This window comes from Petroclostridium sp. X23, assembly GCF_030013905.1.
Lineage (GTDB): Bacteria > Bacillota > Clostridia > SK-Y3 > SK-Y3 > X23.
On sequence record NZ_CP124862.1, the window covers coordinates 275,829 to 301,995 of the forward strand.

General features: G+C 38.5%; 26 protein-coding genes. 24 read left to right on the top strand and 2 right to left on the bottom strand.

What is annotated here, in order from left to right:
* Nucleotides 1–16 precede the first annotated feature (16 nt).
* The 17 genes from spoIIM (at nucleotide 17) to QKW49_RS01390 (ending at nucleotide 17,005) form a co-directional block, all read left to right on the top strand.
* Nucleotides 17–649 carry a stage II sporulation protein M gene (spoIIM, locus tag QKW49_RS01310; RefSeq protein ID WP_282868030.1) on the top strand — a complete coding sequence of 211 codons (633 nt, stop codon included), beginning with the start codon at nucleotides 17–19 and terminating at the stop codon, nucleotides 647–649.
* A gap of 284 nt (nucleotides 650–933) precedes the next feature.
* The gene (xerD, locus tag QKW49_RS01315; RefSeq protein WP_282865794.1) at nucleotides 934–1,818 is read left to right on the top strand and encodes a site-specific tyrosine recombinase XerD; all 885 of its coding nucleotides are present in this window, start codon (nucleotides 934–936) and stop codon (nucleotides 1,816–1,818) included.
* A gap of 36 nt (nucleotides 1,819–1,854) precedes the next feature.
* Nucleotides 1,855–3,180, top strand: a complete 1,326-nt coding sequence (locus QKW49_RS01320; protein ID WP_282865795.1) for a pyrimidine-nucleoside phosphorylase — start codon at nucleotides 1,855–1,857, stop codon at nucleotides 3,178–3,180.
* Between the two features lie 143 nt (nucleotides 3,181–3,323).
* A complete protein-coding gene (locus QKW49_RS01325; protein WP_282865796.1) occupies nucleotides 3,324–4,484 on the top strand; it encodes a D-alanyl-D-alanine carboxypeptidase family protein in 1,161 nt (386 codons plus the stop codon).
* Nucleotides 4,485–4,826: 342 nt separating this feature from the next.
* A complete protein-coding gene (lysA, locus tag QKW49_RS01330; protein ID WP_282865797.1) occupies nucleotides 4,827–6,128 on the top strand; it encodes a diaminopimelate decarboxylase in 1,302 nt (433 codons plus the stop codon).
* A 124-nt stretch (nucleotides 6,129–6,252) separates the two neighbouring features.
* Nucleotides 6,253–6,900 (top strand): site-2 protease family protein, encoded by a 648-nt coding sequence (locus tag QKW49_RS01335; RefSeq protein ID WP_282865798.1) that lies wholly within the window; start codon nucleotides 6,253–6,255, stop codon nucleotides 6,898–6,900.
* A gap of 25 nt (nucleotides 6,901–6,925) precedes the next feature.
* A complete protein-coding gene (locus QKW49_RS01340; protein ID WP_282865799.1) occupies nucleotides 6,926–7,672 on the top strand; it encodes a segregation/condensation protein A in 747 nt (248 codons plus the stop codon).
* Complete coding sequence (gene scpB, locus QKW49_RS01345) at nucleotides 7,662–8,198, top strand: SMC-Scp complex subunit ScpB (protein WP_282865800.1); 537 nt, start codon at nucleotides 7,662–7,664, stop codon at nucleotides 8,196–8,198. Before QKW49_RS01340 ends, scpB begins: the two co-directional genes overlap by 11 nt.
* A gap of 70 nt (nucleotides 8,199–8,268) precedes the next feature.
* On the top strand, nucleotides 8,269–8,952 hold the full coding sequence (locus QKW49_RS01350; RefSeq protein WP_282865801.1) for a DUF2953 domain-containing protein: 684 nt from the start codon (nucleotides 8,269–8,271) through the stop codon (nucleotides 8,950–8,952).
* A gap of 52 nt (nucleotides 8,953–9,004) precedes the next feature.
* Nucleotides 9,005–9,466 (top strand): GerW family sporulation protein, encoded by a 462-nt coding sequence (ytfJ, locus tag QKW49_RS01355; protein ID WP_282865802.1) that lies wholly within the window; start codon nucleotides 9,005–9,007, stop codon nucleotides 9,464–9,466.
* A gap of 79 nt (nucleotides 9,467–9,545) precedes the next feature.
* Entirely contained in the window at nucleotides 9,546–10,709 is a 1,164-nt protein-coding gene (locus QKW49_RS01360) for a D-alanyl-D-alanine carboxypeptidase family protein (protein WP_282865803.1), read from the top strand.
* Between the two features lie 76 nt (nucleotides 10,710–10,785).
* Nucleotides 10,786–11,514, top strand: coding sequence for a pseudouridine synthase (locus QKW49_RS01365; RefSeq protein ID WP_282865805.1), 729 nt, complete (start codon nucleotides 10,786–10,788; stop codon nucleotides 11,512–11,514).
* A gap of 376 nt (nucleotides 11,515–11,890) precedes the next feature.
* A complete protein-coding gene (locus QKW49_RS01370; protein ID WP_282865806.1) occupies nucleotides 11,891–13,441 on the top strand; it encodes a carboxyl transferase domain-containing protein in 1,551 nt (516 codons plus the stop codon).
* A 53-nt stretch (nucleotides 13,442–13,494) separates the two neighbouring features.
* The gene (locus tag QKW49_RS01375) at nucleotides 13,495–13,857 is read left to right on the top strand and encodes an OadG family protein (protein WP_282865807.1); all 363 of its coding nucleotides are present in this window, start codon (nucleotides 13,495–13,497) and stop codon (nucleotides 13,855–13,857) included.
* A 36-nt stretch (nucleotides 13,858–13,893) separates the two neighbouring features.
* Entirely contained in the window at nucleotides 13,894–14,283 is a 390-nt protein-coding gene (locus QKW49_RS01380) for a biotin/lipoyl-containing protein (protein WP_282865808.1), read from the top strand.
* 53 nt (nucleotides 14,284–14,336) lie between these two features.
* On the top strand, nucleotides 14,337–15,506 hold the full coding sequence (locus tag QKW49_RS01385; protein ID WP_282868031.1) for a sodium ion-translocating decarboxylase subunit beta: 1,170 nt from the start codon (nucleotides 14,337–14,339) through the stop codon (nucleotides 15,504–15,506).
* Between the two features lie 101 nt (nucleotides 15,507–15,607).
* Nucleotides 15,608–17,005 (top strand): oxaloacetate decarboxylase subunit alpha, encoded by a 1,398-nt coding sequence (locus QKW49_RS01390; protein ID WP_282865809.1) that lies wholly within the window; start codon nucleotides 15,608–15,610, stop codon nucleotides 17,003–17,005.
* A gap of 214 nt (nucleotides 17,006–17,219) precedes the next feature.
* On the opposite strand, the gene QKW49_RS25945 is transcribed toward QKW49_RS01390, so the two are convergent.
* Nucleotides 17,220–17,510: a DUF4368 domain-containing protein gene (locus tag QKW49_RS25945; RefSeq protein ID WP_349239117.1), complete on the bottom strand. Its 291-nt coding sequence runs from the start codon at nucleotides 17,508–17,510 to the stop codon at nucleotides 17,220–17,222.
* Nucleotides 17,511–17,771: 261 nt separating this feature from the next.
* Between QKW49_RS25945 and QKW49_RS01400 the strand changes: the two genes are divergently transcribed.
* The 5 genes from QKW49_RS01400 (at nucleotide 17,772) to QKW49_RS01420 (ending at nucleotide 22,952) form a co-directional block, all read left to right on the top strand.
* A complete protein-coding gene (locus tag QKW49_RS01400) occupies nucleotides 17,772–17,966 on the top strand; it encodes a helix-turn-helix domain-containing protein (RefSeq protein WP_282865810.1) in 195 nt (64 codons plus the stop codon).
* Nucleotides 17,963–18,649, top strand: a complete 687-nt coding sequence (locus QKW49_RS01405; protein WP_282865811.1) for a response regulator transcription factor — start codon at nucleotides 17,963–17,965, stop codon at nucleotides 18,647–18,649. Before QKW49_RS01400 ends, QKW49_RS01405 begins: the two co-directional genes overlap by 4 nt.
* Nucleotides 18,636–19,646 (top strand): HAMP domain-containing sensor histidine kinase, encoded by a 1,011-nt coding sequence (locus QKW49_RS01410; RefSeq protein ID WP_282865812.1) that lies wholly within the window; start codon nucleotides 18,636–18,638, stop codon nucleotides 19,644–19,646. The genes QKW49_RS01405 and QKW49_RS01410 overlap by 14 nt, the downstream gene beginning before the upstream one ends.
* A gap of 82 nt (nucleotides 19,647–19,728) precedes the next feature.
* Complete coding sequence (locus QKW49_RS01415; protein ID WP_282865813.1) at nucleotides 19,729–20,415, top strand: ABC transporter ATP-binding protein; 687 nt, start codon at nucleotides 19,729–19,731, stop codon at nucleotides 20,413–20,415.
* The gene (locus QKW49_RS01420) at nucleotides 20,415–22,952 is read left to right on the top strand and encodes an ABC transporter permease (RefSeq protein ID WP_282865814.1); all 2,538 of its coding nucleotides are present in this window, start codon (nucleotides 20,415–20,417) and stop codon (nucleotides 22,950–22,952) included. Before QKW49_RS01415 ends, QKW49_RS01420 begins: the two co-directional genes overlap by 1 nt.
* A 505-nt stretch (nucleotides 22,953–23,457) precedes the next feature.
* Here QKW49_RS01420 and QKW49_RS01425 read toward each other — a convergent pair.
* The gene (locus QKW49_RS01425; RefSeq protein WP_282865815.1) at nucleotides 23,458–24,096 is read right to left on the bottom strand and encodes a hypothetical protein; all 639 of its coding nucleotides are present in this window, start codon (nucleotides 24,094–24,096) and stop codon (nucleotides 23,458–23,460) included.
* A gap of 430 nt (nucleotides 24,097–24,526) precedes the next feature.
* Here QKW49_RS01425 and QKW49_RS01430 point away from each other — a divergent pair, with 430 nt between their 5' ends.
* Nucleotides 24,527–25,426 (top strand): MurR/RpiR family transcriptional regulator, encoded by a 900-nt coding sequence (locus tag QKW49_RS01430; RefSeq protein WP_282865816.1) that lies wholly within the window; start codon nucleotides 24,527–24,529, stop codon nucleotides 25,424–25,426.
* A 3-nt stretch (nucleotides 25,427–25,429) separates the two neighbouring features.
* A complete protein-coding gene (locus QKW49_RS01435; RefSeq protein WP_282865817.1) occupies nucleotides 25,430–26,038 on the top strand; it encodes a histidine phosphatase family protein in 609 nt (202 codons plus the stop codon).
* Nucleotides 26,039–26,167 lie beyond the last annotated feature (129 nt).

The following is a 26,167-nucleotide window of genomic DNA, read 5'->3' on the forward strand; positions in this document are numbered from 1 at the left end:
GGGATAGAGCTTGACAGTGACCTTAAACAAAATGATAAAAGACCATTTCTTAAAAAACCTTGTATTATATATAATTATTATACTTTCATTTACAGTGGGTGTTTCTACAGGAGCGTTTACTGTCAATGTACTAGATTATACTCAAATTGATGATTTATCTGAGTATATACAGGAATTCTTTTATATCATTAACATGCAGGATGTGAACAATGTAGAATTACTAAAGGCTTCACTGTTTAACAATATAAAACTAATTGTTATACTGTGGATACTTGGAATGACCATTATAGGGATTCCGTTCGTTTTAATCATCATCGGAATAAAAGGGTTTGTTATAGGTTTTACAGTAGGATTTTTTATTAAGTGTCTTAATTTTAAAGGGGTGATATTTGCTTTGCTTGGGATATTGCCGCAAAATCTGATACTTGTACCATGTTTTATTTTTCTTGGAATGACTTCGGTTAATTTTTCGCTTACGATGATAAAAAACAAAACCAAGGTAAAGCATAGAAAAGATAATTTTAAGGTCCAATTCCTTTCCTACTGCGTTTGTGTGTTAATCGTGATTTTTATTATGGTTATAGGAAGCATCATTGAAGCATATATTACACCGGTATTTATTAAATCTATTACTGCTTCCATGGGTTAATATTATTATAAAAAAGAATATGTAAATATTTTTATAAAAGGTATAAACTTAAAAAAAGCGGTCAATACTCAATTAATAAGTAGTAAATTAGTATATATTTCTAAAATATAAAAAATATAACAATTGTTTTAACGTAATTGATGAAACGTATCATTTTATTGGAATTTGTAATTTTATGCAGGAATTTAGAAAAATTTGTAGAATACTATGTACAATTGTTAAAATTTTCTGTAAAATAAAAATACTATTGTTATATCAACTAAATTGTGAAGGAGATAGTTGAAATGGAAGTTCTTGTTCAAAAGTTTGTGGATTTTCTTGAAAATGAAAAGGGGTTGTCGGATAATACGCTGCAGTCATATAGAAGGGATATTCAACAATACATATCTTATTTACAAGAGATAAATATATCAAATATCGCAGGTGTAAACAAAACCGCGGTAATTACTTACTTACTGTATCTTCAAAAAAAGGGAAGAGCGACCTCCACTATTTCAAGGAATTTAGCTTCTATACGTTCCTTTTATCAATATTTGAATAAAGTAAGTATCGTTGAACAAGACCCTACTCAAAATTTAGAATCTCCAAAAGTTGAAAAGAAATTACCGCAAATATTATCTACCCAGGAAGTTGAACTATTACTAGAACAGCCAAAATGTGTTGATCTAAAAGGATATAGAGATAAAGCCATGTTGGAATTGCTATATGCAACAGGTATAAGGGTTTCAGAGTTAATATATCTGGATTGTGATGATATAAATTTAGAGATGGGTTTTATAAAATGCAGCAAGGGAAACAAGGAAAGAGTAATCCCTCTTGGAACGATCGCAGTGAACGCATTGGAATCGTATCTAAAGAAAGCCAGACCAATGATGATACAAAGTCAGAATGAAAAATCATTATTTGTCAATTGTAATGGACGTAGATTGACGAGGCAGGGATTTTGGAAGATTATTAAGCTTTATAAAAACCAGGCTAAAATCAATAAGGAAATTACACCTCATACGCTGCGTCATTCCTTTGCGGCGCATTTGTTGGAGAACGGCGCCGATTTGAAATCGATACAAGAAATGTTAGGTCATTCCGATATATCATCAACACAAATATATGCACAGCTTACAAAGAACAAAATAAAAGAAGTATATAAAAAGACACATCCAAGGGCTTAATAGAAGCCCTTTTTTCAATTAATAGGAGGCTGCCTTATGAGAATGTATGATATTATTGCCAAGAAAAGAGATCATATGGAGTTATCGGCTGAAGAGATAGCATATTGGATTCAAGGATATACCAAAGGAGAAATTCCTGATTATCAATCATCCGCACTGCTGATGAGTATCTTCCTAAATGGTATGAATCAACAAGAAACGGCGGATCTTACGATGGCCATGGCTGCATCAGGGGAACAATTGGACTTATCGGATATTAGGGGAATTAAAGTGGACAAGCATAGTACAGGAGGCGTAGGTGATAAAACTACATTAATATTAGGACCGCTTGTTGCTTCTGCCGGAGTATCGGTAGCGAAGATGTCCGGAAGGGGTTTGGGACATACGGGGGGTACCATTGATAAGGTAGAATCCATTCCGGGATTTAACACGCAATTAAAGAAAGAAGAATTCATTTATAATGTAAATAACATTGGTATTGCTCTTGCAGGGCAAACAGGAAATCTCGTGCCCGCAGATAAAAAATTATATGCTTTAAGAGATGTTACTGCAACAGTAAACAATCTTTCGTTAATCGCCAGCAGTATTATGAGTAAAAAGATTGCCTCAGGTTCAGATGCGATTGTGCTGGATGTTAAGACCGGAAGCGGTGCATTTATGAAAGATACTGAAGAAGCGTTTCAATTAGCACAGGAAATGATTCGGATAGGCATAGGGGTAGGTAGGGAAGTGGTGGCAGTGATCACCGATATGGACCAGCCTTTGGGATATGCTGTTGGGAATTCTGTGGAAGTGATAGAATCGATTGAAACACTAAAAGGAAATGGTCCTCAAGATCTTATAGAGCTATGCTTGATTTTAGGCTCGTACATGCTCTTAATGGGTAAAGTCGTGGACAATATTGAAGAAGGGGAGAGCATATTAAGGAAAAAACTCTCTTCAGGGAAAGCATTGAAAAAGTTTGAAGAATGGATAGCCCACCAAGGTGGAAATATAGGTGTAATTAATGATTATCATTTATTCCCCAAGTCCGAATATATCAGGCCGGTGATAGCAAAAGATACGGGAACAGTTGCATCTATTGATAGTGAAAGGGTTGGCATTGCAAGCTTGCTCAGCGGAGCGGGCAGAATTACTAAAGAAAGTCAAATTGATTTAGGTGCCGGTATTATCTTACAAAAGAAAATCGGCAATAAAGTTAAAAGCGGTGAAGCCATTGCTGAGATTTATACAAATGATGCGTCTAAAATAAATGAGATTGAAGAAACCGTTTTATCAGCGTACAAGATCTCTCAACAACCTGTCCAACCTCGAAAACTGATTCATGGGATAGTAAGCAAGGAAGGAACCAAAAGATTCTGAACTTAGTGGGGAGTGGGGAGTGAACATAAAAAGACTCCCCACCCCCCACTCCCCACTTTTTGATTAAAATTATTATAATACTGGGAATAAGATGAAAAAACGATGCATAACATAAACTAAGGAAAAAACCAGGAGGTTGTGATATGAAGAAATTTCTAAGGATCATTTCATTGGTTTGTGTTATATCGTTATTGTTAGGTTTTGCAGTAGTGACAAAAGCGGAAGAGCCATCGGCAAGCATTGACATACAAGCGAAATCAGCAGTGTTAATGGAACAGTCGACGGGAAAAGTTCTATTTGAAGTAAACAGTCATGAAAAGCTTCCGCCGGCAAGCGTAACCAAAGTGATGACCATGGTGCTTATTATGGAAGCTATTGATAATGGTAAGATTTCATTTGATGATTTAGTAACCTGCAGTGAATATGCCGCCAGTATGGGAGGTTCTCAGGTATACCTGGAGCCGGGAGAACAAATGACGGTACAGGATATGTTGAAAGCAATCGCAGTGGCATCCGGAAATGATGCTTCCGTTGCTATGGCGGAACATATTTGTGGAAGTGAAGAGGCTTTTGTAAAAGCGATGAATGACAAAGCAAAAGAACTGGGTATGAATGATACGAATTTTGTGAACTGCAATGGACTGGATACAGAGAACCATTATACCAGTGCTTATGATATTGCTCTTATGTCCAGAGAGCTTCTTAAATATCCGAAAATTCATGACTATCTTACCATTTGGATTGATTCGTTAAGAGAGGGTAAGTTTGGTCTGGCTAATACAAATAAGCTTGTAAGGTTTTATAAAGGAGCAAATGGTATCAAAACCGGCTCTACCAGTAAAGCGCTCTATTGTCTGTCAGCTTCGGCCCAAAGAGATGGAATGCAGTTAATAGCCACTATTATGGCAGCACCTACGTCTTCTCAAAGATTCAGTTCGGCATCCAAACTTCTTGATTATGGATTCGCGCAATACGCAGTAGTCCGGGGAGTGGAAAAAGATGAAGCGGTAGGAGAAATTAATGTAAGTAAGGGAATGTATCCTAAAGTAAAACTACAAACTGCCGCGGAATTTAATCTCTTAGTTGAGAAGGGAAAACAAGGCAGTATCGATAAAAAAGTCAATATTACAGATAATGTGATGGCACCGGTGGAAAAAGGCCAAAAAGTTGGAGATATAGTCTTTTCATCAAATGGTGAAGAAATCGGTAAGGTAGATGTTGTTACTGCCGAAGCAATTGAAAAAATTACGGTAGGTAAAGTTTTTAATAAATTAGTAAAGCGATGGCTTAATGCAAGAAATTAATTAAAGAATATGAAATGGCCTTCTGGAAATCTCGAGAAGGTCTTTTTGCATTCTTGATGGATAAAAATCCTTGGAATCATGTTTAACCAACGTGCTACTTTGTGCTTAAATATATCTAGGTATTTTTTATTGTAGGGGCGGACGACCCTGTCCGCCCGATGCTCTATTGTAATATCTGCGGGCGGACAGAGTCGTCCGCCCCTACGAAAACTGAAATAAAATATAGTTTGGTAAACTATAGGTTTAAACTTGTTGATCTATAACAAGCATGCAATCGTGGATATTGACACTTGCAGAAAAATATGTTAAAATTTCGTAAATATTTTATTAAGGTGGTGCAATATGTTTGTTTCCGAATGTCTGAAAGTGAATAAAGCGAATCATCTAGAGATAGGCGGTTGTGATTGTGTTGAGCTTGCGAAAGAATATGGCACGCCATTATATGTAATGGATGAAGGTTTGATAAGAAATTATTGTAGAATATATAAAAATTCCATGGACAAGTATTATGGTGGAAACGGCCTTGTGTTATATGCAAGCAAAGCCTTCTGTACGTTATATATGTGCAAAATTCTACAAGAAGAGGGCTTGGGTGTTGATGTAGTATCAGGAGGAGAGTTATATACCGCGTTAAAAGCAGAATTTCCTGTCGAAAAAATTTATTTCCATGGTAATAATAAAACTTACGATGAACTGATGCTTGCCGTACAGAATGATATCGGAAGAATCGTTGTAGACAACAAATACGAGCTGGGATTGCTAAACGATATTGCCTCAAAGCTCAATAAAAAAGTAAAAATACTATTTAGAATTAAACCAGGTGTTGAAGCCCATACCCACGATTTTATCCAAACCGGACAAATAGACTCCAAATTTGGTGTCGCGCTTGAGACCGGGGAAGCAATGGAAATCGTACAGGAAGCGATCAATCTTTCTAATATAGAGCTTGTTGGGTTGCATTGCCATATCGGGTCGCAGATTTTTGATCTTGATCCTTTTAAGTTAGCAGCAAAAGTAATGATGAACTTTATAGGCGATATAAAAGACAAATTTGGTTTAGAAATAAAAGAATTAAATTTAGGCGGCGGATACGGGATTAAATATGTTCCTGAGCATGACCCTATTCAATATGACAGCTATATAGAAGCGGTATCGAAGGTTGTAAAGGAAATTGCTGCACAAAGAGGCGTACAGCTTCCGTTTATACTGATGGAACCGGGGAGGTCTATCGTTGCGCCGGCTGGAATTACATTATATACAGTGGGGGCGGTAAAAGATATCCCTAATGTTAGAAAATATGTCTCTGTAGATGGAGGTATGGGAGATAATCCCCGGTATATTTTATACCAGTCAGAATATGATGCGGTTTTGGCCAACAGGCCTCAAGATGAAAAAACTGAGAAAATTACAATTGCCGGGAAATGCTGTGAATCCGGTGATTTGCTGATAAAAGACATTATGATGCCCGAAATTAAACCCGGAGATTATCTGGCGGTTTTAGCAACGGGAGGATATAATTATTCTATGGCAAGCAATTATAACAGGATTCCTCGTCCACCTGTAGTAATGGTGAAAGATGGACAATCAAAAGTAGTTGTAAAAAGAGAAACCTATGAAGACATCATTAAAAATGATATCATCTGATTCTAAGAATAAACAGCACAGACTTTGTGCTGTTTATAGTTTTTTATTAACAAAATATGGACACCATAGATGATAAATACTATAATGTATGTAGATTATATTGCAGAATACAGGATGTGATTATTTGATTAGAGGACTTGATAACCCATTGGAACTGCTGTTTAGTATTCCGGTTTTATTGTTGGCAATTACATTTCATGAATTTGCGCATGGTTATATGGCGGATAAATTAGGGGACCCGACCCCGAGAAGCTATGGAAGACTATCATTAAACCCGATTAAGCACCTTGACCCTCTTGGGGCGATTGCGCTTCTCACGGTAGGGTTTGGGTGGGCAAAACCTGTCCCGTTTAATCCTGCTTATTTTAAAAATTATAAAAAGGATACTGCGCTGGTAGGATTGGCAGGCCCGGTATCAAACTTGATTTTGGCTTTTACTGCGTTGCTGGTGGCAAAGGTATTATATTTACCAACGGTGGGGCTTTCAGGTCTAAGTGCAGATATTATGAATATCATTCTTATTTATATGTTGCGCTATAATATAGGTTTAGCGATATTTAATTTAATTCCCATCCCGCCACTGGATGGGTCAAAGGTATTTATATCGATTTTACCATCAAAATGGTACTACAATATATTAAGATATGAAAGCTATGGACAAGTCATACTATTGCTATTACTATTTACAGGGATGTTAAATCCTGTGTTGAATATCCTTTTTAGAATAGTACAAGAACTTTTACTGGCAATAGTGAATATACTTCCTTTCTAATTATACTAAACAAAGGGACTTTGAGATGGAAAAACTTTCTTTTAAACTTGAAATATTTGAGGGGCCGCTTGACCTGCTGTTGCATTTGATAGATAAAAATAAAGTAAATATTTATGATATTCCGATTTCCGAAATTACCGAACAGTACTTGGATTATTTAAACCAATTATCATCGATGGATTTAGATGTTTCAAGTGAATTTCTTGTAATGGCTGCGCATTTGCTTTATATAAAATCCAAGATGCTTCTTCCTAAATACACTGAGCCTGAAGAGGACGAGGAAGACCCTCGCCAAAAGTTGATTGAAAGACTTTTGGAATATAAAAAGTATAAGGAAGCTTCTGTGTTTTTGGAAGAGAGAGAGCATAGGCATAAAAATATTTTTTTTAAGGATGCAGACGAAATTGAGATTCCTTCATCTAGCTGCAATCTTGTAAATTTATCAATCGATGATTTATTAAAAGCTTTTAAAGCAGTTCTGAAGAAAAATACAGAGGTACGAACAGAGGATAAAAGTGCTTTCAATAACATTGTGGGAACTGAAAAGGTCTCCATTAAACGAAAAATTAAAGAGATATTAAAGCTTCTCAAGCAAAAAAAAGAATTGAAATTTTTAGACATATTTAACAATACTCATTTGCGGGCAGAAATAGTTGCCCGTTTTCTTGCCGTACTGGAGCTAGTGAAACTAGATGTTATAATCATAGAAAATAAAGATGAACAATTATATATATATCGTTCAAAGAAGAATGGTGAGGCCAATGAATATTAAAGAAGTAGAGTCAATCATAGAAGGAGTACTCTTTGCATGGGGAGATGCGATCCATATTGACAGGCTTTCGGATATTTTAGAGATCGATAAAAATACGATACGCTCTATTGTACACAGAATGATGGATTACTACACTTATGAAAGGCGCGGAATACAGATTATCGAAATTGACAATTGCTTTCAGCTATGCACCAGGCCGGAGTATTATGAGTATATACGAAAACTTATTGAGCCTAAAAATAATCAAAGTCTATCTAATGCTGCTTTGGAGACATTAGCAATTATCGCTTATAATCAGCCTGTAACCAAGAGCAATATCGAGCAAATACGTGGTGTGAACAGTGACAGCGTATTGAACAAGCTGCTTGAAAGAGGGGTGGTAGAAGAGAGAGGACGGATGGATGCACCTGGAAAGCCTATTCTTTACGGTACTACACAAGAGTTTCTTCGCTGTTTTGGATTAAGAACATTGGAAGAACTGCCGGAAATTGATAGTTTTCATGTCCCTGAGGATCTTGAGGAGTAAATTACCGAATAATAGATAATCAGTATGATATGCTTATTATTGGTAATAATACCATAACGAGGTGTTTGCTGTGATTTACCTTATATTAATATGCATAATACTATTTATATTACTCTTTGTAAAAATGAATATAAGCATTGAATTTTTGCGCAATGGGGAAAATGATAAAGCAATATTAACCTTGTCCATTCTCAAAAGACTCATTAAATTGGAAATACCGTTTATAGATACAGATAATAAAAAAGGCTTTTGGGGAATCAAGTTCTCCAAAAGAATTAAAAATAAAAAAGACGAACAGATAAGTGATGAAGATAAGGCATTCGTTAGTTTTTCCAAATTGACCGATACCATGAAAAACGGATATGAACAATTTCAGAAATATAAACAAGTACTGATACCTATCCGTAACTACACAAAAAAAAGATTGATATGTGAAGATTTTATATTTCATTTTGACTTTGGATTTGGCGATGCAGCTCTTACCGGTATGGCGAGCGGTTTGATATGGGGAGCATGCTATAATACGCTGTCTATTATCGACAACAATTTAGTACTAAAACAACAGGATATCAGAATAAATCCATGTTTTAATGATACAATTTTTCAAATAAAATGGTATTGTATATTTAGTATTAGAATAGTACATATTATTATTATATTTTTTATTTTTATATACTCTATCATTAGATATATGATTAATAAATATATTTTAACAAATGGATTGAAAACACCCCAAAAGTATGTCAGACTATAGAAAGACATCATGATGACGATGGGGTTATAAAAAACATAAGGCGGTGACAAAAATGGCGGAACATCCAATTGAAGGTTTAATGTCAACAGCAATGCAAAGTATTAAAGAGATGGTGGATGTAAATACCATTGTAGGGGATGCTGTAGAAGCACCTGATGGTACGGTCATTATACCAATCTCTAAAGTATCATTCGGATTTGCTGCCGGCGGATCAGAGTTTGGCAGAAGTGTAAAAGAAAAAGATGACGATAAAGAATCCGTATCAAAAATGCCTTTTGGAGGAGGCAGTGGTGCAGGCGTGACCATTCAGCCTGTTGCATTTATGGTTGTAGGACAGGGACAGATTAAACTGCTACCGGTTAATACCAATTCATCTGTAGATAAGATTCTTGACCTTGTTCCTGACTTAATTGAAAAGATTAATGAAAGTGTAAGAAAAAAAGTAAATATTAAGAAGAAAATTGAAAAATCTGAAGAAGGAAAGACCACAAATACAGAAGTGGAAAATGAATAAAAATAGGTAAAATATGAATATATTAATCGCTTGCTCATATAAATTATATATGTATTACATAAATGGGCGGGTGATTTTTTTGAGGAAAATTTCATTGTTACTTGTGGCAATTATGATGGTATCTATTGTGAATATTCAAACGGTGTTAGCCAATACACCGGATGTATCGGCAGCATCAGCGGTCGTTATGGATACGGTAACAGGAAGGGTAATATTTGAAAAAAACGCACATAAAAAGCGTACGATGGCCAGCATTACGAAAATAATGACTGCAGTTATTGCTCTTGAAAACGGCAATCTGAATGATATTGTAGTTACAAGTCCGAACGCAGCACATGCGGAGGGTTCCTCGATATGGCTTGAAGAGGGAGAAAAACAGAAACTGGAAGATCTGATATACGGACTTATGCTTAGTTCCGGCAATGATGCGGCAATTGCCATTGCAGAACATATAGCAGGTTCAGTCGATGAATTTGCAAAAATCATGACACAAAAAGCAAAGGATATCGGTGCTATTAATACCAATTTTAAAAATCCTAACGGTTTGGATGAAGAAGGCCATTATACCACAGCATATGATTTTGCTTTAATTACTAGATATGCCCTAAAGAATGATAAATTTGCAGAGATTGTTAAAACTGAGAAACGGCAAATTCCGTGGGAAGGACACAAATGGAACCGTGTCTTAACAAATCATAATAAGCTGCTAAAAATGTATGAGGGTTGTGATGGGGTGAAAACAGGGTATACTAAAAAAAGTGGGCGCACCTTAGTATCTTCCGCTACCAGAGACGGTTGGCAAGTAGTTGCAGTAACGCTCAATGCACCGAATGATTGGGAAGATCATAAAAAGATGTTTGATTATGCCTTTGATCGCTATAAAATACAGTCGGTATGTGAGGAAGGAGATTTTATGAAAACCATTCCCGTACTTGACGGTAAAAAAGATACAATATCTCTTGTAGCATCTGCATCATTTCAGCTTCCTATTATGGAGGGAGAAAAGAATAAAGTAGAAGTAAAGTATGATGTCCCGGATTACGTGATGGCGCCGGTTAATTATGGTCAGGAAATCGGGAAAATAGATCTGTATCTTGAGGATATAAAATGTGGCAGCATTCCTCTTGCGGCTATTGACAATGTGGAAAGAAAAGATGTAAAAATGGCATTTGAAAAAATTACAAAAAGCTGGATGATGATGTTTTCAAATAGAGAAATAATATTGAAGTTAATGATAAATTAATATAGTAAAAAAACAGTCGGATTATCGGCTGTTTTTTTGTTATAATAATATATTGAGAAAGCAGGTGAAAAATTATATGGAAGAACAAAATTTAATGCGATTACAAAAATACATAGCTTTATCAGGAGTAGCATCAAGAAGAAAAGCTGAAGAGATGATTCAGGAAGGTAGAGTCAAAGTAAATCATCAAGTAATACAAACGCTAGGTGAAAAAATAAATATAGAGACCGATCTTGTGGAAGTTGATGAAACAATTATTCATGTGGAGCAGCGAAAAGTATATATTATGATAAATAAACCCGTAAGATTTGTTTCTACTGCATCAGACCAATTTAACAGGCCTACAGTGCTTGATTTGGTGAAAAATGATTTTAATGAGAGATTATATCCTGTGGGAAGGCTGGACTATGATACCGAAGGATTGTTGCTACTTACCAATGATGGAGACTTGACATATAAGATAACACATCCCAAACATGTCATAAAAAAAGTTTATGTGGCAAATGTTAAAGGAATACCAACTAGGACCAAACTTGATGAATTCAGAAAAGGTCTGGAGATAGACGATTATATTACTTCACCTGCGGATATTGAAGTAATAAAAATTATTAAAGGCGGATGCGAGTTGAAAGTTACAATTCATGAAGGAAGAAACCGGCAGGTAAGAAAAATGTGTGAAAAAATAGGACATCCCGTGACAAAGCTTAAACGTGTCGCTATTGGGGATATTGTATTAGATGATTTGTCGGGGGGGAATTGGAGACATTTGACTAATGAAGAGATAAGTTATCTAAAAAATATATGATCCTTAAATTGCGTATAAGCTTTATTGGGTGCAGATATCTACTGGGTGATTAAACAAATGTAATATATTGCTAGAATTAAGAAATAATAATATATATATAAATATAATTGTTAAAAAATTAATTATTTTTTAAAATTTTTTTTATCTAAGCAGGAAAAAAGATATTTATGTCGAATAAAGAATATGGGGAAATTTGTTGTGTTTCTCTGTTCTTATTTGATATTATGTTGTATTATATTTTTGTATAATCAACTAATCAATGCTCATAACTTTTATAGATTATCAAAGCATTATGCACTGGGGTAATAATGAATGAAATTTTATAATTAGTTTGGGCACAATACATAGCAACAAATTTTAGTCTGGAGGGGTAGTAATGAGTACAATGGACAAACTTAATGACTTGCAGTACCGCAGAAGTGTCATTGAACAAGGCGGCGGTGCTGATAAAGTTAAAAAGCAGCATGAATCCGGCAAACTAACAGCAAGAGAAAGAATAGATTTGCTTATGGATGAAGGAAGCTTTATTGAAATCGATGCTTTTGTAAAGCACAGAAGCACAGAATTTGATATGCCGACTACTGAAGCTCCCGGAGAAGGAGTAGTTACCGGTTACGGTACGGTAGATGGCCGTCTTGTTTATGTGTATGCGCAAGATTTCACAGTAATAGGCGGTTCTCTTGGAGAAATGCATGCCAAAAAGATCTGTAAAGTAATGGACATGGCAATGAAAATGGGTGCGCCTATCGTAGGTATTAATGATTCAGGCGGCGCAAGAATTCAGGAAGGTATCGATGCTTTAAGCGGTTTTGGTGAAATCTTCTATAGAAACACCATTGCTTCCGGTGTGATTCCGCAGATTTCTGTAATCATGGGACCATGTGCCGGTGGAGCAGTATACTCTCCCGCAATCACCGATTTCGTATTTATGGTAGAAAAAACAAGTCAAATGTTTATTACCGGTCCGCAGGTTATTAAAGCCGTAACCGGTGAAGATGTCAGTTCTGAAGAGCTCGGTGGTGCAATGGCGCATAATTCCAAGAGCGGTGTTGCTCATTTCGTAAGTGCTGATGAAAAAGAATGTATCAATCAGATTAAGGTATTATTAAGTTATTTACCATCTAATAATTTATCAGATGCAGGTGTATACGAATCAAATGATGATTTAAATAGAATATCTGAGAAACTTACTTCAATCGTCCCAGATGATTCAAATAAGTCTTATGATATCAAAGAAGTCATTGCCGAAGTAGTTGACAATGGAGAGTTTTTTGAAGTACAGCCGCATTTTGCAAAGAACATTGTTGTAGGTTTTGCTAGAATGAACGGTGCAACTGTTGGTATTATTGCGAATCAACCAAAAGTAATGGCTGGTGCTTTAGATGTGAATTCATCGGACAAGGCTGCAAGATTCATTAGATTCTGTGACAGCTTTAATATTCCAATTATCACATTTACTGACGTGCCTGGTTATTTACCGGGGGTATCTCAGGAACATTCAGGTATTATTCGTCATGGGGCGAAACTTCTGTATGCATATTCTGAGGCTACTGTTCCGAAGATCAACGTCATTGTTAGAAAAGCTTACGGTGGTGCGTATATCGCGATGAGCAGCAAGCACCTTGGCGCAGATATGGTATTTGCATGGCCTACTGCAGAAATCGCAGTAATGGGACCGGAAGGTGCAGCGAATATTATTTTCAGAAAAGATATCGCAAATGCTGCTGATCCTATCGCGACAAGGGCAGAGAAAATTGAAGAATACAGGACAAAATTATCAAATCCATATGTTGCTGCTGCAAGAGGTTATGTGGATGATGTTATCGAACCGGATTCTACAAGACCAAGAATCATCAGTGCGTTAGAAATGCTTGCAAGCAAAAGGGAAAACAGACCGGCTAAAAAGCATGGTAATATTCCTGTATAATGTGAATGATAGACCAGTAAATCGCTATATCAAATAAAGGCGGGTGAATCTAATTGGAAATAATTGCTCAAGGGTTATCGGTAACTGTTGTTGGAATGGGTATTGTATTTGGCATATTGATTTTACTTTACCTGGTTCTCATGGGTATGAAAATGGTGTTTTATAAAGAGAATAAGGCAGTAGCTTCAACCGGAGTGAAGGAAGTAAAACAAGAGCAGGTTACCGCTGTACAAGTAGAAGAACAGAAAGAAGAAATTGATGAAGATGAATTGATTGCTGTACTTACTGCGGCTGTAGCAGCAAGTTTGAATCAATCAACTTATAATCTGAATATTAGATCCTTCAGGAGAATAGACCAAAATGCTCCGGTGTGGAATTCAGTAAGCAGAAAAGAACAATTGGAAAGCAGAATGTAAGCATTTAAAACAATAATATGTCAGGAGGAAAACAATATGAGAAAGTTTGTAATAAATGTGAACGGAAAGTCTTATGAGGTAGAAGTTGAAGAAATGAGAGATGGTGCACCGGTAGCTGCTCCTGTAAGCAGACCCGCAGCAGCAACTGCTCCTGCGGCTCCTAAAGCGGCACCTGCTCCTGCTGCAAAACCGGCAGCAGCAGTTCCTGCGTCTGCAGCTAGTGTAACAGCGCCTATGCCAGGTACCATCATGACAGTAAATGTAAAAGAAGGCGACTCTGTAAAAGAAGGCGATGTACTATGTGTTCTTGAAGCAATGAAGATGGAAAATGAAATCATGGCGCCAAAATCAGGAAAAGTTGTAGCTGTTAATGTTGCAAAAGGGGCTTCAGTAAATAGCGGAGATGTTCTTATAGCTGTTGGATAAGCTTTAAGGAAATCATCTGCTGAATGGAGGGAAGTACATTGATTTTTGAAACCATATTAAAGTTTTTAGATAAAAGTGCAGTAAATGAACTCAATATCCCTACAATCATTATGCTTGCGGTTGCAGCAGTATTATTATATCTGGCTATAGGGAAAAAGTTCGAGCCATTATTGCTGCTTCCTATTGCTTTCGGTATGCTGCTTGCGAACTTGCCTAATGCAGGTTTGATGCATCCGGAGCTCTTTGAAGGCGGGCATTTGGACATTGTTGAAATTGTTGAAAAAGGCGGGCTCTTGGATTTGCTCTATGTCGGAGTAAAGCTTGGAATCTATCCGCCGTTAATATTCCTTGGTGTTGGAGCAATGACCGATTTCGGACCATTGATTGCAAATCCTAAAAGCATACTTTTAGGTGCGGCAGCCCAGATAGGGATATTCACAACGTATATAGGTGCTATTTTATTAGGAACCATTCCTGCAATAGGATTTACGCTTGAGCAGGCTGCTTCTATCGGTATCATCGGTGGTGCGGATGGCCCAACCGCAATCTTTGTAACTAAAACATTAGCGCCTGAATTATTAGGTCCTATCGCGATTGCAGCATATTCTTACATGGCACTTGTTCCAATCATTCAGCCTCCTATTATGAAGGCATTGACAAGCAAGAAAGAAAGAATGATCGTAATGGAACAGTTAAGACCGGTAAGTAAGATTGAAAAAATCGTATTTCCTGTCATTGTTACCATCATTGTATCCGTTATCATTCCTGATGCGGCAGCATTAGTAGGGATGTTAATGCTGGGGAACTTGATTAAAGAATCCGGTGTAGTAGAACGTTTGAACAAAACTGTTCAAAATGAGTTGATCAATATCATTACTATTTTCTTGGGCGTAACAGTCGGTGCTACTGCAAACGCAGCTACATTCCTTGACCCTAAGACGTTGGGTATAGTTGTATTAGGTCTGCTTGCGTTCTGTATCAGTACTGCCGGCGGTGTTTTATTCGCAAAAGTAATGTGCAAGCTATCGGGTGGTAAAATCAATCCGTTGATAGGATCTGCCGGGGTTTCCGCGGTACCGATGGCTGCCAGAGTGTCACAGGTGGTAGGCCAAAAGGAAAATCCATCAAACTTCTTATTAATGCATGCAATGGGTCCTAATGTTGCAGGTGTTATCGGTTCAGCTGTTGCTGCAGGGGTTTTCCTGGCTATGTATGCGAAGTAGTTGAGGGTTCACGGTTAACAGAATTGTTGTTATAAATACCGAGAGCGGTAGAATATATGCAGTATTATAAAGTGAAATACATTTAATAAAGGAGGATAAATATGCCTAAGGTTAAGATTACTGAAACCGTATTGAGAGATGCGCATCAGTCACTCATCGCAACAAGAATGACGACTGATGAAATGCTCCCAATCGTAGATAAATTAGATAAAGTGGGCTATCATTCACTGGAAGCATGGGGTGGTGCGACATTTGATTCATGCCTAAGGTTTTTGAATGAAGATCCATGGGAAAGATTAAGAAAATTTAAAAATATAGCTAAGAATACGAAGCTCCAAATGTTGTTCAGAGGTCAGAATATTCTTGGATATAAGCATTACGCTGATGATGTTGTTGAATATTTTGTTCAAAAATCCATTGCAAATGGTATCGATATTCTAAGAATATTTGATGCATTAAACGATGTTAGAAATCTTCAAACAGCAATTAATGCTTGTAAAAAAGAAAAAGGACATGTACAGGCCACCGTATGTTATACCATAAGCCCTGTGCATACCAACGATACTTTTATCAAGATGGCTAAGCAGCTGGAGAATAATGGTGCAGACTCCATCTGTATTAAGGATATGGCGGGATTATTAACGCCATATGCAGCGTATGACCTTGTAAAAGGCATGAAGAAGGCCGTAAAGATACCTATTCAGCTTCATACGCATTACACCAGCGGTGTTGCGTCTATGACCTATTTAAAAGCCATTGAAGCAGGTGTTGATGTAGTGGATACTGCAATTTCTTCTATGGCATTAGGTACTTCGCAGCCGCCGACAGAACCATTGGTAGCTACGCTACAAGGTACTGAGTATGATACAGGATTTGATCTTGGATTATTAAGTGAAATCGCCGAGTATTTCAGACCGTTAAGAGAGAAGTATATTGCAAGCGGATTATTGGATCCTAAACTGTTAAGCGTTGATATTAATACACTTCTATATCAGGTGCCGGGTGGAATGCTTTCCAACCTTGTATCTCAGCTGAAACAGCAAAATAAAGAAGATAAGTATGAGGAAGTGCTTAAAGAGGTACCGAGAGTAAGAGAAGACTTCGGATTCCCGCCGCTTGTAACACCTTCCAGCCAAATTGTCGGAACACAGGCTGTTTTAAATGTCCTTGCAGGAGAAAGATACAAGATGGTATCAAAAGAATCCAAAGCCCTTGTAAAAGGTGAATATGGTGAAACGCCGGTTAAGATTTCTGATGAATTCAGAAAGCAAATCATCGGAAATGAAAAACCTGTGACCTGCCGTCCTGCTGACTTGATTGAACCTGAATTGGAAAAATTGAGAGCAGAGATTAAAGAATTTATGGAGCAGGATGAAGATGTATTGTCCTACGCACTGTTCCCACAGGTTGCTACCAAGTTCTTTGAATTCAGAAGAGCACAAAAATATAAGATTGATGGCAATATGGTAGATATGGAACAAAAAACTCATCCTATCTGATAAGATAGTCAGTACAATAAAAAAGAAGACAGACATTCTCCACGGTGTCATAGGGACATTTTCTAAACCGTGGAGAAGCGGGTTGTATGTATCGGCAGACGGTGAGTATTCACTGTCTGCCGATTACCTTTTATGCGACCTCAGATGGCTCTGGTTGTGCGGGTTCATCGGTCTGTGGCTCAATCACGTTATCCAACAGTCCGATATCTCGATATTAAATGTTGATTTCCTGCATGGCGGTGCGAGACCATTTCTCTGTGCGTTCACCGACTTCTATTTGCTCAATGAAGAGGTGCAGGACTTCGGCAGTCAATTTATCAATCTGCGTATACTGTTTTGCCTTATCAATAAATGCACTGACGTTGCTGACCGAAGCCTTTAATTTTTCCAGATAGCTCTCCTTTTTTGGGACAGCGACCGTCAGACCAACAAGCTGACAGAGGAACAGTTTAAGGCATGGATTGCAGAAGCATCTAAGGCACGCCAGGCGTACAAGGCTGAGGATATCAGCGGTGAGGAAATGCTAAAGCGTATCCACTAAAATCACAGAATGTACAAAGCCTACTCAGGTGGAGAGTAAGTTTTTTCTGGGCAGTAGTTTTTGATTCAAAACGTTTATGAACTACAAGTTTAAGTTAAGGGTAACTTGTAGGTTAGGTTTTCTATAGCAATTTGTGAAACAGACACACCATATATTCTCGTTTGATACCTCAGCTTGTATATTTCCGTCAAAAGAAATATAATAAAAAGATTGGAGGTGTTATGCGTGGATTATATAACTACAAAAGAAGCAGCGAAAAATTGGGGAATCACAGACCGAATGGTTGTGTACCATTGCTCTGGCGGGCGGATTCAGGGAGCTAAAAAAATCGGTAACACATGGCTTGTTCCCGCTGCCGCTAAAAAACCAGTTGATGGACGATACAGGAGCAGTAAAGGAAAGGGTGGCGAACATAAATGAAACGAATATTTTTAGTTGAGGATGATAAGGCAATCGCCAAAAACTTGATGCTTTTGCTCCGTTCGGAGGGATTTACAGTAATCCACGCCTCTACACACAGGGAAGCTCTGGCAGCGCTTGCCGGAGATGATTTTGACTTGGCTCTGATAGATATTTCTCTGCCAGACGGAAATGGTTTTACGGTTTGTACAGAAATTAAAGATACAATGGATATTCCCGTAATCTTTTTGACGGCTTCCGGTGATGAGGTGAGTGTGGTGACCGGTCTGAACATGGGTGCGGATGACTACATCACCAAGCCTTTTCGTCCACGTGAACTCGTTGCACGAATCAGAACCGCACTGCGTAAAAGTGGAAAGTCTCCATCGGCCTTTGAAATCTCTGGGCTTCATGTCGATACGGCGAGCGGCGTTGTGAAAAAGAACGGCAGCGAGGTCTTTCTTTCTGCTTTGGAATACCGGCTGCTCTTAGTGTTTATCAACAACCCCAAAAGTATTATCACAAGGAGCCGCTTGCTTGACGAATTGTGGGATGCTGTGGGCGAGTTTGTGAACGACAACACATTGACAGTGTATATCAAACGCCTGAGGGAGAAAATTGAGAACAACCCTGCAAATCCACAAATCATCTTGACCGTTCGTGGGACAGGCTATCGACTGGGGGGTGGACATGTTTCGAAATAGGGAGATACGAAAATTTGCTGTGGTATTTGCCGCAATCACCGCCACCGCTGCCGCAGCAGGATTTGCCCTCCATCCGACTGCCGGAATTCTTTCCCTTGTTTCTGCTGTTGCTTTTGGCACAGCGTTTTATGTATTTACTAAATCAAGATATAAAGGCATCGCGCAGCTATCCGAGCAAATAGACCTTGTACTGCATAATGCCGACCATCTATTCATCGGTGAAATGAATGAGGGCGAGCTTTCCATTTTACAAAGCGAGATTACAAAAATGACGCTGCGTATTCGGGAGCAAAACGATGCACTGAAAAGGGAAAAGAAACATCTTGCCGAGTCGATGGCTGACATCGCCCATCAGCTACGTACTCCTCTCACATCGGTAAACCTGATTTTATCTCTATTGGAAAATAATCCAGATGAATTGGAAAATAATCCAGATGAAAAGGAACGGAAAGCAATGATCCGGGAAACAAAGGAACTGTTTGTACAGATGGATTGGCTGCTTACTTCTCTTTTGAAACTATCTCGCTTGGATGCGGGGATCGTAGTGTTTCAGAGAGAGGAAATTGATGTGCATGACCTGATCAGCAGTGCAGTTCATCCGTTCTTAATTTCTATGGAACTGCACAACATCACTCTGCAAACTGATGTGCCGAAAGGAATGTTTATTCAGGGCGATGACCGCTGGTTTTCGGAAGCCATTCAAAATATTCTAAAGAACTGCATGGAAAGCGCCGGCGATGACGGAAAGATTGCGATTGCATGCGAAGATAATCCGCTGTATACCGAGATTATGATTCGTGACAGCGGAGTTGGCTTTGCAAAGGAAGATTTACCGCACCTGTTTGACCGGTTTTATCGAGGGAAACACGCAGGGGCTACCGGATACGGGATTGGACTCGCTCTCTGCAAGACGATTATCACACGGCAGGGCGGTACAATTACCGCCAAAAACTACCCGCAGGGCGGTGCTGTATTTACGATTCGTTTTTCTAAGTGACGGATCTCTCACCAAAAAGTCACCGGGATGTCAGTTAAAAGTTCTATGATATGGGTGAACCACGAGAAAGGAGACTCATACGATGGAGTTTTTAAAAATTGAAAATTTATGTAAGGTCTACGGCAAGGGTGACAATCAGATCACCGCGTTAGACCATGTTACTCTTACAATTGAAAAGGGCGATTTTACTGCAATCATCGGTTCTTCCGGCTCCGGTAAATCCACCTTGCTTCACGCCATTGCAGGTGTTGATGTGCCCACAAGCGGAAAGATCTATTTGGACGGTCAGGATGTATATGCGGGGAGCAACGAAAAACTTGCCATTTTCCGCAGGCGGCAGGTGGGGTTGATTTATCAGTTTCATAACCTTATCCCCACTTTAAATGTGGTGGAAAACATCACTTTACCCATTCTGATGGACAAGCGCAAAGTCAACGAAGAACGGCTGAATGACCTGCTCGAATTGCTCGGGTTACAGGAACGCAAAACCCATCTGCCAAATCAGCTTTCCGGCGGTCAACAACAGCGTGTCGCTATCGGGCGCGCTTTAATGAACGCCCCGGCAGTTATGCTGGCCGATGAACCGACAGGCAGTCTGGACAGCCGCAACGGCTCGGAAATTATTAAACTGCTCAAAGAAAGCAATAAAAAATACGGACAGACCCTGCTTCTTGTCACCCACGATGAAAATATCGCCTTGCAGGCAGACCGCATCATTACCCTTGCGGATGGAACAGTGGTGCGGGATGAGAGGCAGGTGGCACGATAATGAACATCTTTAATAAAGTTGCCCTGCAAGGACTGAAAAAGAACCGCACACGAACACTTGTAACAATTGTTGGAGTTATCCTGTCTGCTGCTCTGATTACGGCAGTTGCCACCTTTGCTGTTTCATTGCAAACCTATATGGTAAACGGAGCCATCATGAAGTACGGCAACTGGCACGTTGCATTTCCCGATGTAGACACCTCTTTCGTGCAGGAACAGGCTGATGACAGCAAAGTTGCAAATATCGCATCCTTTGAAAATATAAGCTACGGGGCGCTTGCAGATGGACAAAATCCTGACAAACCCTATTTATTCATTGCTGGATTTAACAAGGAAACCTTTTCCGCTTTGCCTGTTAAACTTCTTTCCGGCAGATTACCGGAAAACAGTAGTGAAATTCTGATTCCGGCGCACGTTGCGGCAAACGGCGGCGTGAAAATTTCGGTTGGCGATACTCTCTCCCTTGCGGTCGGACCCCGTCAAGCCGGAAACGAAACCCTGAGTCAGCACGACCCATATCGTTCCGGAGAGGAAACTCTGACACCTATCGTGGAGAAAGCTTACACGGTGGTCGGCATCTGCCAAAGGCCTGCCTTTGAACAACGTTCTGCTCCCGGATATACTCTAATCACGACAGCAGATACAGCAGTTCCGGTGAGTAGCCTCAGTGCGTTTGTAACGCTGAAAAAGCCAAGCCAGATTCGCTCCTATGCAGATGAGCAGAGCGAGAGCCATGTTTATGTCCTAAACGATGATGTGCTGCGCTTTATGGGGCTATCGGAAGATAAGATGTTTAATGCGCTGCTCTACTCAGTCGGGGGAATTTTGGTTGCCCTGATTATGCTCGGGTCGGTGTTCCTGATTTACAACGCTTTCAACATTTCCCTAAACGAGCGCACACACCAGTTTGGCATTCTAATGTCGGTAGGTGCCACAGAAAAGCAGTTGCGTAGTTCTGTGTTGTTTGAGGGGCTTTGTATCGGTGTAGTCGGTATTCCTATCGGCATTTTGGTTGGCATACCAAGCATCAGACTTGTACTTTCTTTTGTAGCAAAGAATTTCGCAAATGTTCTTTATGACAATGTACCGCTAACTTTGGTAGTATCGGTTCCTGTCCTTGTTGTTGCCACAGTCATCAGTATGGTTACCATTCTGATTTCAGCCTATATCCCAGCAAAGAAAGCTGCCGGGACTCCCGTGATGGAGTGTATTCGCCAGACTAACGAGGTCAAGGTGGAAGCCAAAGCCATAAAAACCTCAAACCTCACAAGTCGGATTTATGGTTTAGAGGGAACACTTGCATTAAAAAACTTTAAGAGAAACAAGCGGCGTTATCGTAGTATTATCCTCTCGCTTACACTCAGCGTTGTGCTGTTTGTAGCGGCAAGCGCTTTTGGCACCTATTTGGATCAACTGACAGAGCAGTCAGCTGTTGAAATGGATGGTGACATCCTGCTGTATACACGGGATATGACCCAAAACGAATTTTCCCAGCTTTATGATACACTGAAAACCGCTGACGGAGTGACCAAAAGCACCGATCAGGCTGTTTCAACCTATACCTGTGAGATCAATACAAGTGAGCTTACCAATGGCTTTTTAGATAGCTACCGTAAGTCTGCCGGTTTCGATGCATCCAGTGAAACGATGAAACTGTCGTTGGATGTTCAGTTTATTGAGGATGGCATCTATCAAAACTTTATCGAAAGCATCGGTCTGTCCACAGCTGAATACACCGGGCAGGACGCAAAAATGGTTATCGTGGGGAAATATAACGGTGGGCTTGATATGTTTACAGAGCGTTCGATGGATTTTACACTTCATACTGAATCCGGGGAACAGACCAAAACGATTCACACCACCTTTGCAGATAGTTACCCGTTAGATCCCCCACCCGCAGAACGCTCTGAGGTAAAAGGATACGTGCTGACGGTGGTAGCTCCTCACCAGATGAAACTGCAGTTTGACGCACTGAATGCACCTACAAAGCTGGGCTTGACCTTCTGGTCGGATAATCCTGCACAGTCAACGGCGAAAATGCAGGCGATGATTGAAGGATCGGGCATTACCTCAGGCTATACGTTATACAATGTTCATGCAATACTGGAGCAAAATCGAAACATCCTGTTTATCGTAAATCTATTCACTGTTGTTTTTATCGCTATGATTTCCTTGATTGCGGTTGCCAATGTGTTCAACACAATTTCCACCAACATCAAGCTGCGCAGACGGGAGCTTGCCATGCTCCGCTCGGTGGGGATGTCCGACCGGGATTTCAATAAGATGATGCGTTTTGAATGTGCGCTTTACGGAGCACGGACGATGCTTTGGGGTTTGCCCCTATCGGGAATTCTCTCTTGGCTGATTTACAAAGGAATGGTTATTGGCGGCGGTGAGATAAGATTTATGTTTCCTTGGGACAGCACCGGAATCAGTATGCTTGGTGTGTTCCTTGTGGTGTTTATTACCACACTGTATGCCATCCGCAAGATAAAAAGGGAAAATATCATTGACGCACTCCGGGATGATATGGCTTAATTTAAATTACATGTGGATTGATTTTACACTTTGTCCTATATAGCCGATAATGAAAACGTGAAGAAGCCATACATTAATTAGGAGTATGGCTTCTTCACGTTTTATAAAATACAAATTAACTTGGCTGTGGTACATTCGTCTGAAATCACTTTTATTAGTGCAGATAATTTAGGCTTAACGATCCATAGTTATCCAAGTTGCCGCTCTTTGCTTACCTATAAATTTCAATGTTAGTATATGTGCATTTAAATGTTTCTATAAATCAATTCTCCAATAAAGAATATTTACAATTCACTGGTAGTTGTTTGGCTGTGTGCCAAACAACTATGATTTGGTCAATACCTTATTGGAGAATTTTTTTACCGTATTCAGTTTGCTTTTCTTAAATTGTCCCTACGATACCGTGGACTTATGTCTGTCTTCTTTTTTATAAAGTAATTAACGTAAATTTATTAAGGTACCTTACTGTAGGAGAATGTGAAAAAGTGCTTAATTGTTCGAAAATCTAACATTCCTTATGCAAGTATATGATATTTGGCTTATTACTGGTATATCTCAGTGTTTTTACTTCGGTATTTGGTTCTAAGGTATTTCCGCATTTAAGACAGTAATATTTTTTATTAGGCATCCTTTCAATGGTAGTTTCTAAATCTAGATTGCCATAGAGTTTCCAGCTTTTCCATCCGACTTTGCATAACTTTGATCTGTTAGTGTAATCTGCATATACCCATCGTAGAATCCTATGAAAATGAAAAGGATATTTTGTGTATTTTATATATTGTTCCGGAAACCCTAACGAAATCGCATACTGCTCAAACGTCCTCTCAATGGTATTTTGAAGATAGCCGGTAATTTGAGTATTTTTCCATTGATAATTTTTTTTGTTTAACCAATTTCTTAATCTATCAAACATATAGCCCTGACATATTTCAATTGTATCATTTTTTGATACGGATAATTGCTTGAATCCTCGTTTTACGATATTAATTACATAATCAAGATACTTTTTCTGAGGGAAGTTGGTTTGATTAAAGTATCTGATTGGAATGATTTCATAGTAATATTGTTGATTTTTAGTGTTATACAACCCTATACATGTTCCGCCAATTAAGCTGCCGCTCCCGGAGTCATCAATTTGTACCAATATTTCACATCCTTTACAGCGAACCAATAGTCTATATTAGTATTACAATTTAATAGCTATCTTATGAAAACTTTGCACTGATTTTATTGTCAAATTAAGTTTTTCCATGTATTCATTATAAAAACACTTGATTTTTGTTATATTAAATAATAATATTAATAATAGGTGCGATATGCAAGATAGCTAATTTTCTCTTGCATATTTTAAATAGCTATATAAGTTGAATTAAATAATTGGACTATTGGTCCAATATTCATGTTGATGATTAGTAGGGCCGTATGGAAATACGGCCGAAAACAGGAATACAGACATAGGACATTTAATCGGATGTATTGCCATACGTCCCTACATGTTTTGCATAATTAGATCGTTACAAATATTTAATTCATCATATATAGTCAATATAATTCCATAGGGAGGCATTAGCAATATGGATAAAAAGCAGGACTTAATATCAAGAATCCAGTCATCCATGACAAAATTTAGTAAGGGGCAAAAGCTTATTGCTAATTACATATTAAATCATTATGATAAGGCTGCTTTCATGACTGCAGCACGTTTAGGAAGCGTAGTAGGGATAAGCGAATCTACCGTTGTCAGATTTGCTACCGAATTAGGATATGACGGTTATCCAAAGCTGCAAAAGGCATTACAGGAGTTAATCCGTACGAAGCTTACAGCAGTCCAGAGAATGGAGATAACATCCGACAGAATAGGTGACCATGATATACTATCTACCGTACTACAAGCTGATATGGATAAAATCAGACTTACATTGGAAGAAATCGATAAGGATGGATTTGAAAATATTATTGAAACCATCTTAAAAGCAAACAAAATATATATTCTAGGTGTTAGAAGCTCAGCGGCGCTTGCAAGCTTTCTGGGATTCTATTTTAATCTGATTTTTGATAATGTCAGATTGGTCCATACAACAAGTGTAAGTGAAATGTTTGAGCAGGTTTTAAGAGTAGATGCTAACGATGTAGTCATCGGAATAAGTTTTCCCAGATATTCCAGAAGAACTGTAAAGGCACTGCAATATGCAAAGGATCAAGGCAGTAAAGTTGTAGCGATTACCGATAGTCAGTTATCCCCCCTTGCAGCCTATGCAGATCATACCATTATCGCAAGAAGTGATATGGCATCATTTGTGGACTCTCTGGTGGCGCCGTTAAGTGTTATTAATGCCTTGATAGTAGCACTAGGTATGAGAAAAAAAGATGAGGTATACCAAACCTTTGAGCATCTTGAACACATCTGGGAGGAATACCAGGTTTATGAAAAATATTCTGATGAAATCACTGAAGATGAAATACAAAAGGTATAACTGATGATGAAACTATTTTTTATCAGACACGGTTTGACTGAATGGAATAAAGTGAATCGCTTTCAGGGTTCTTCGAATATCCCTTTATGTGATGAAGGAGTAGAACAAGCCAAGAAAATATCCAAAAGATTATCAAAGCTTGATTTTGATGCTGTTTTTGCCAGCGATTTAGACCGGGCATTCCAAACAGCAAACTATATTGCTGAGCCACATCACATGCAGGTCACTAAATTCCCTGAACTCAGAGAGATTCATTTTGGTGCTTGGGAAGGGCTGACTAGAGAAGAAATAATAAATCTTAAGGAATATGATTTCAATCAATGGAAAATGGCACCGCATATAGTAGAGTTTCCGGGAGAAGGAACTTTATATAAAGTTCAACAAAGAGTGATGGCAGGAATAAATAAAATAATTGATGAGTATGATAACGGTAATATCATTATAGTATCTCATGGTGCATCGTTAAAGATTGCGATCTTATCATTGCTGGATATGGATTTATCTCATTTTAACCAGCTATGGTTAGGGAATACATCATTAAGTATTATTGAAATACGAAAAGATAGGAATGTGCTGGGGTTATTAAATGACACGAGCCACTTGGATAATTAATAAGTAATAGTGAATAAGTAATAGTGAATACATGATAACGAATAAGTAATAGACAATAGTCGATAGTTAATGGAGATATAAATAACACAAATATACTATAATCAGGCGTAGAAGAAAAAATGTGACATG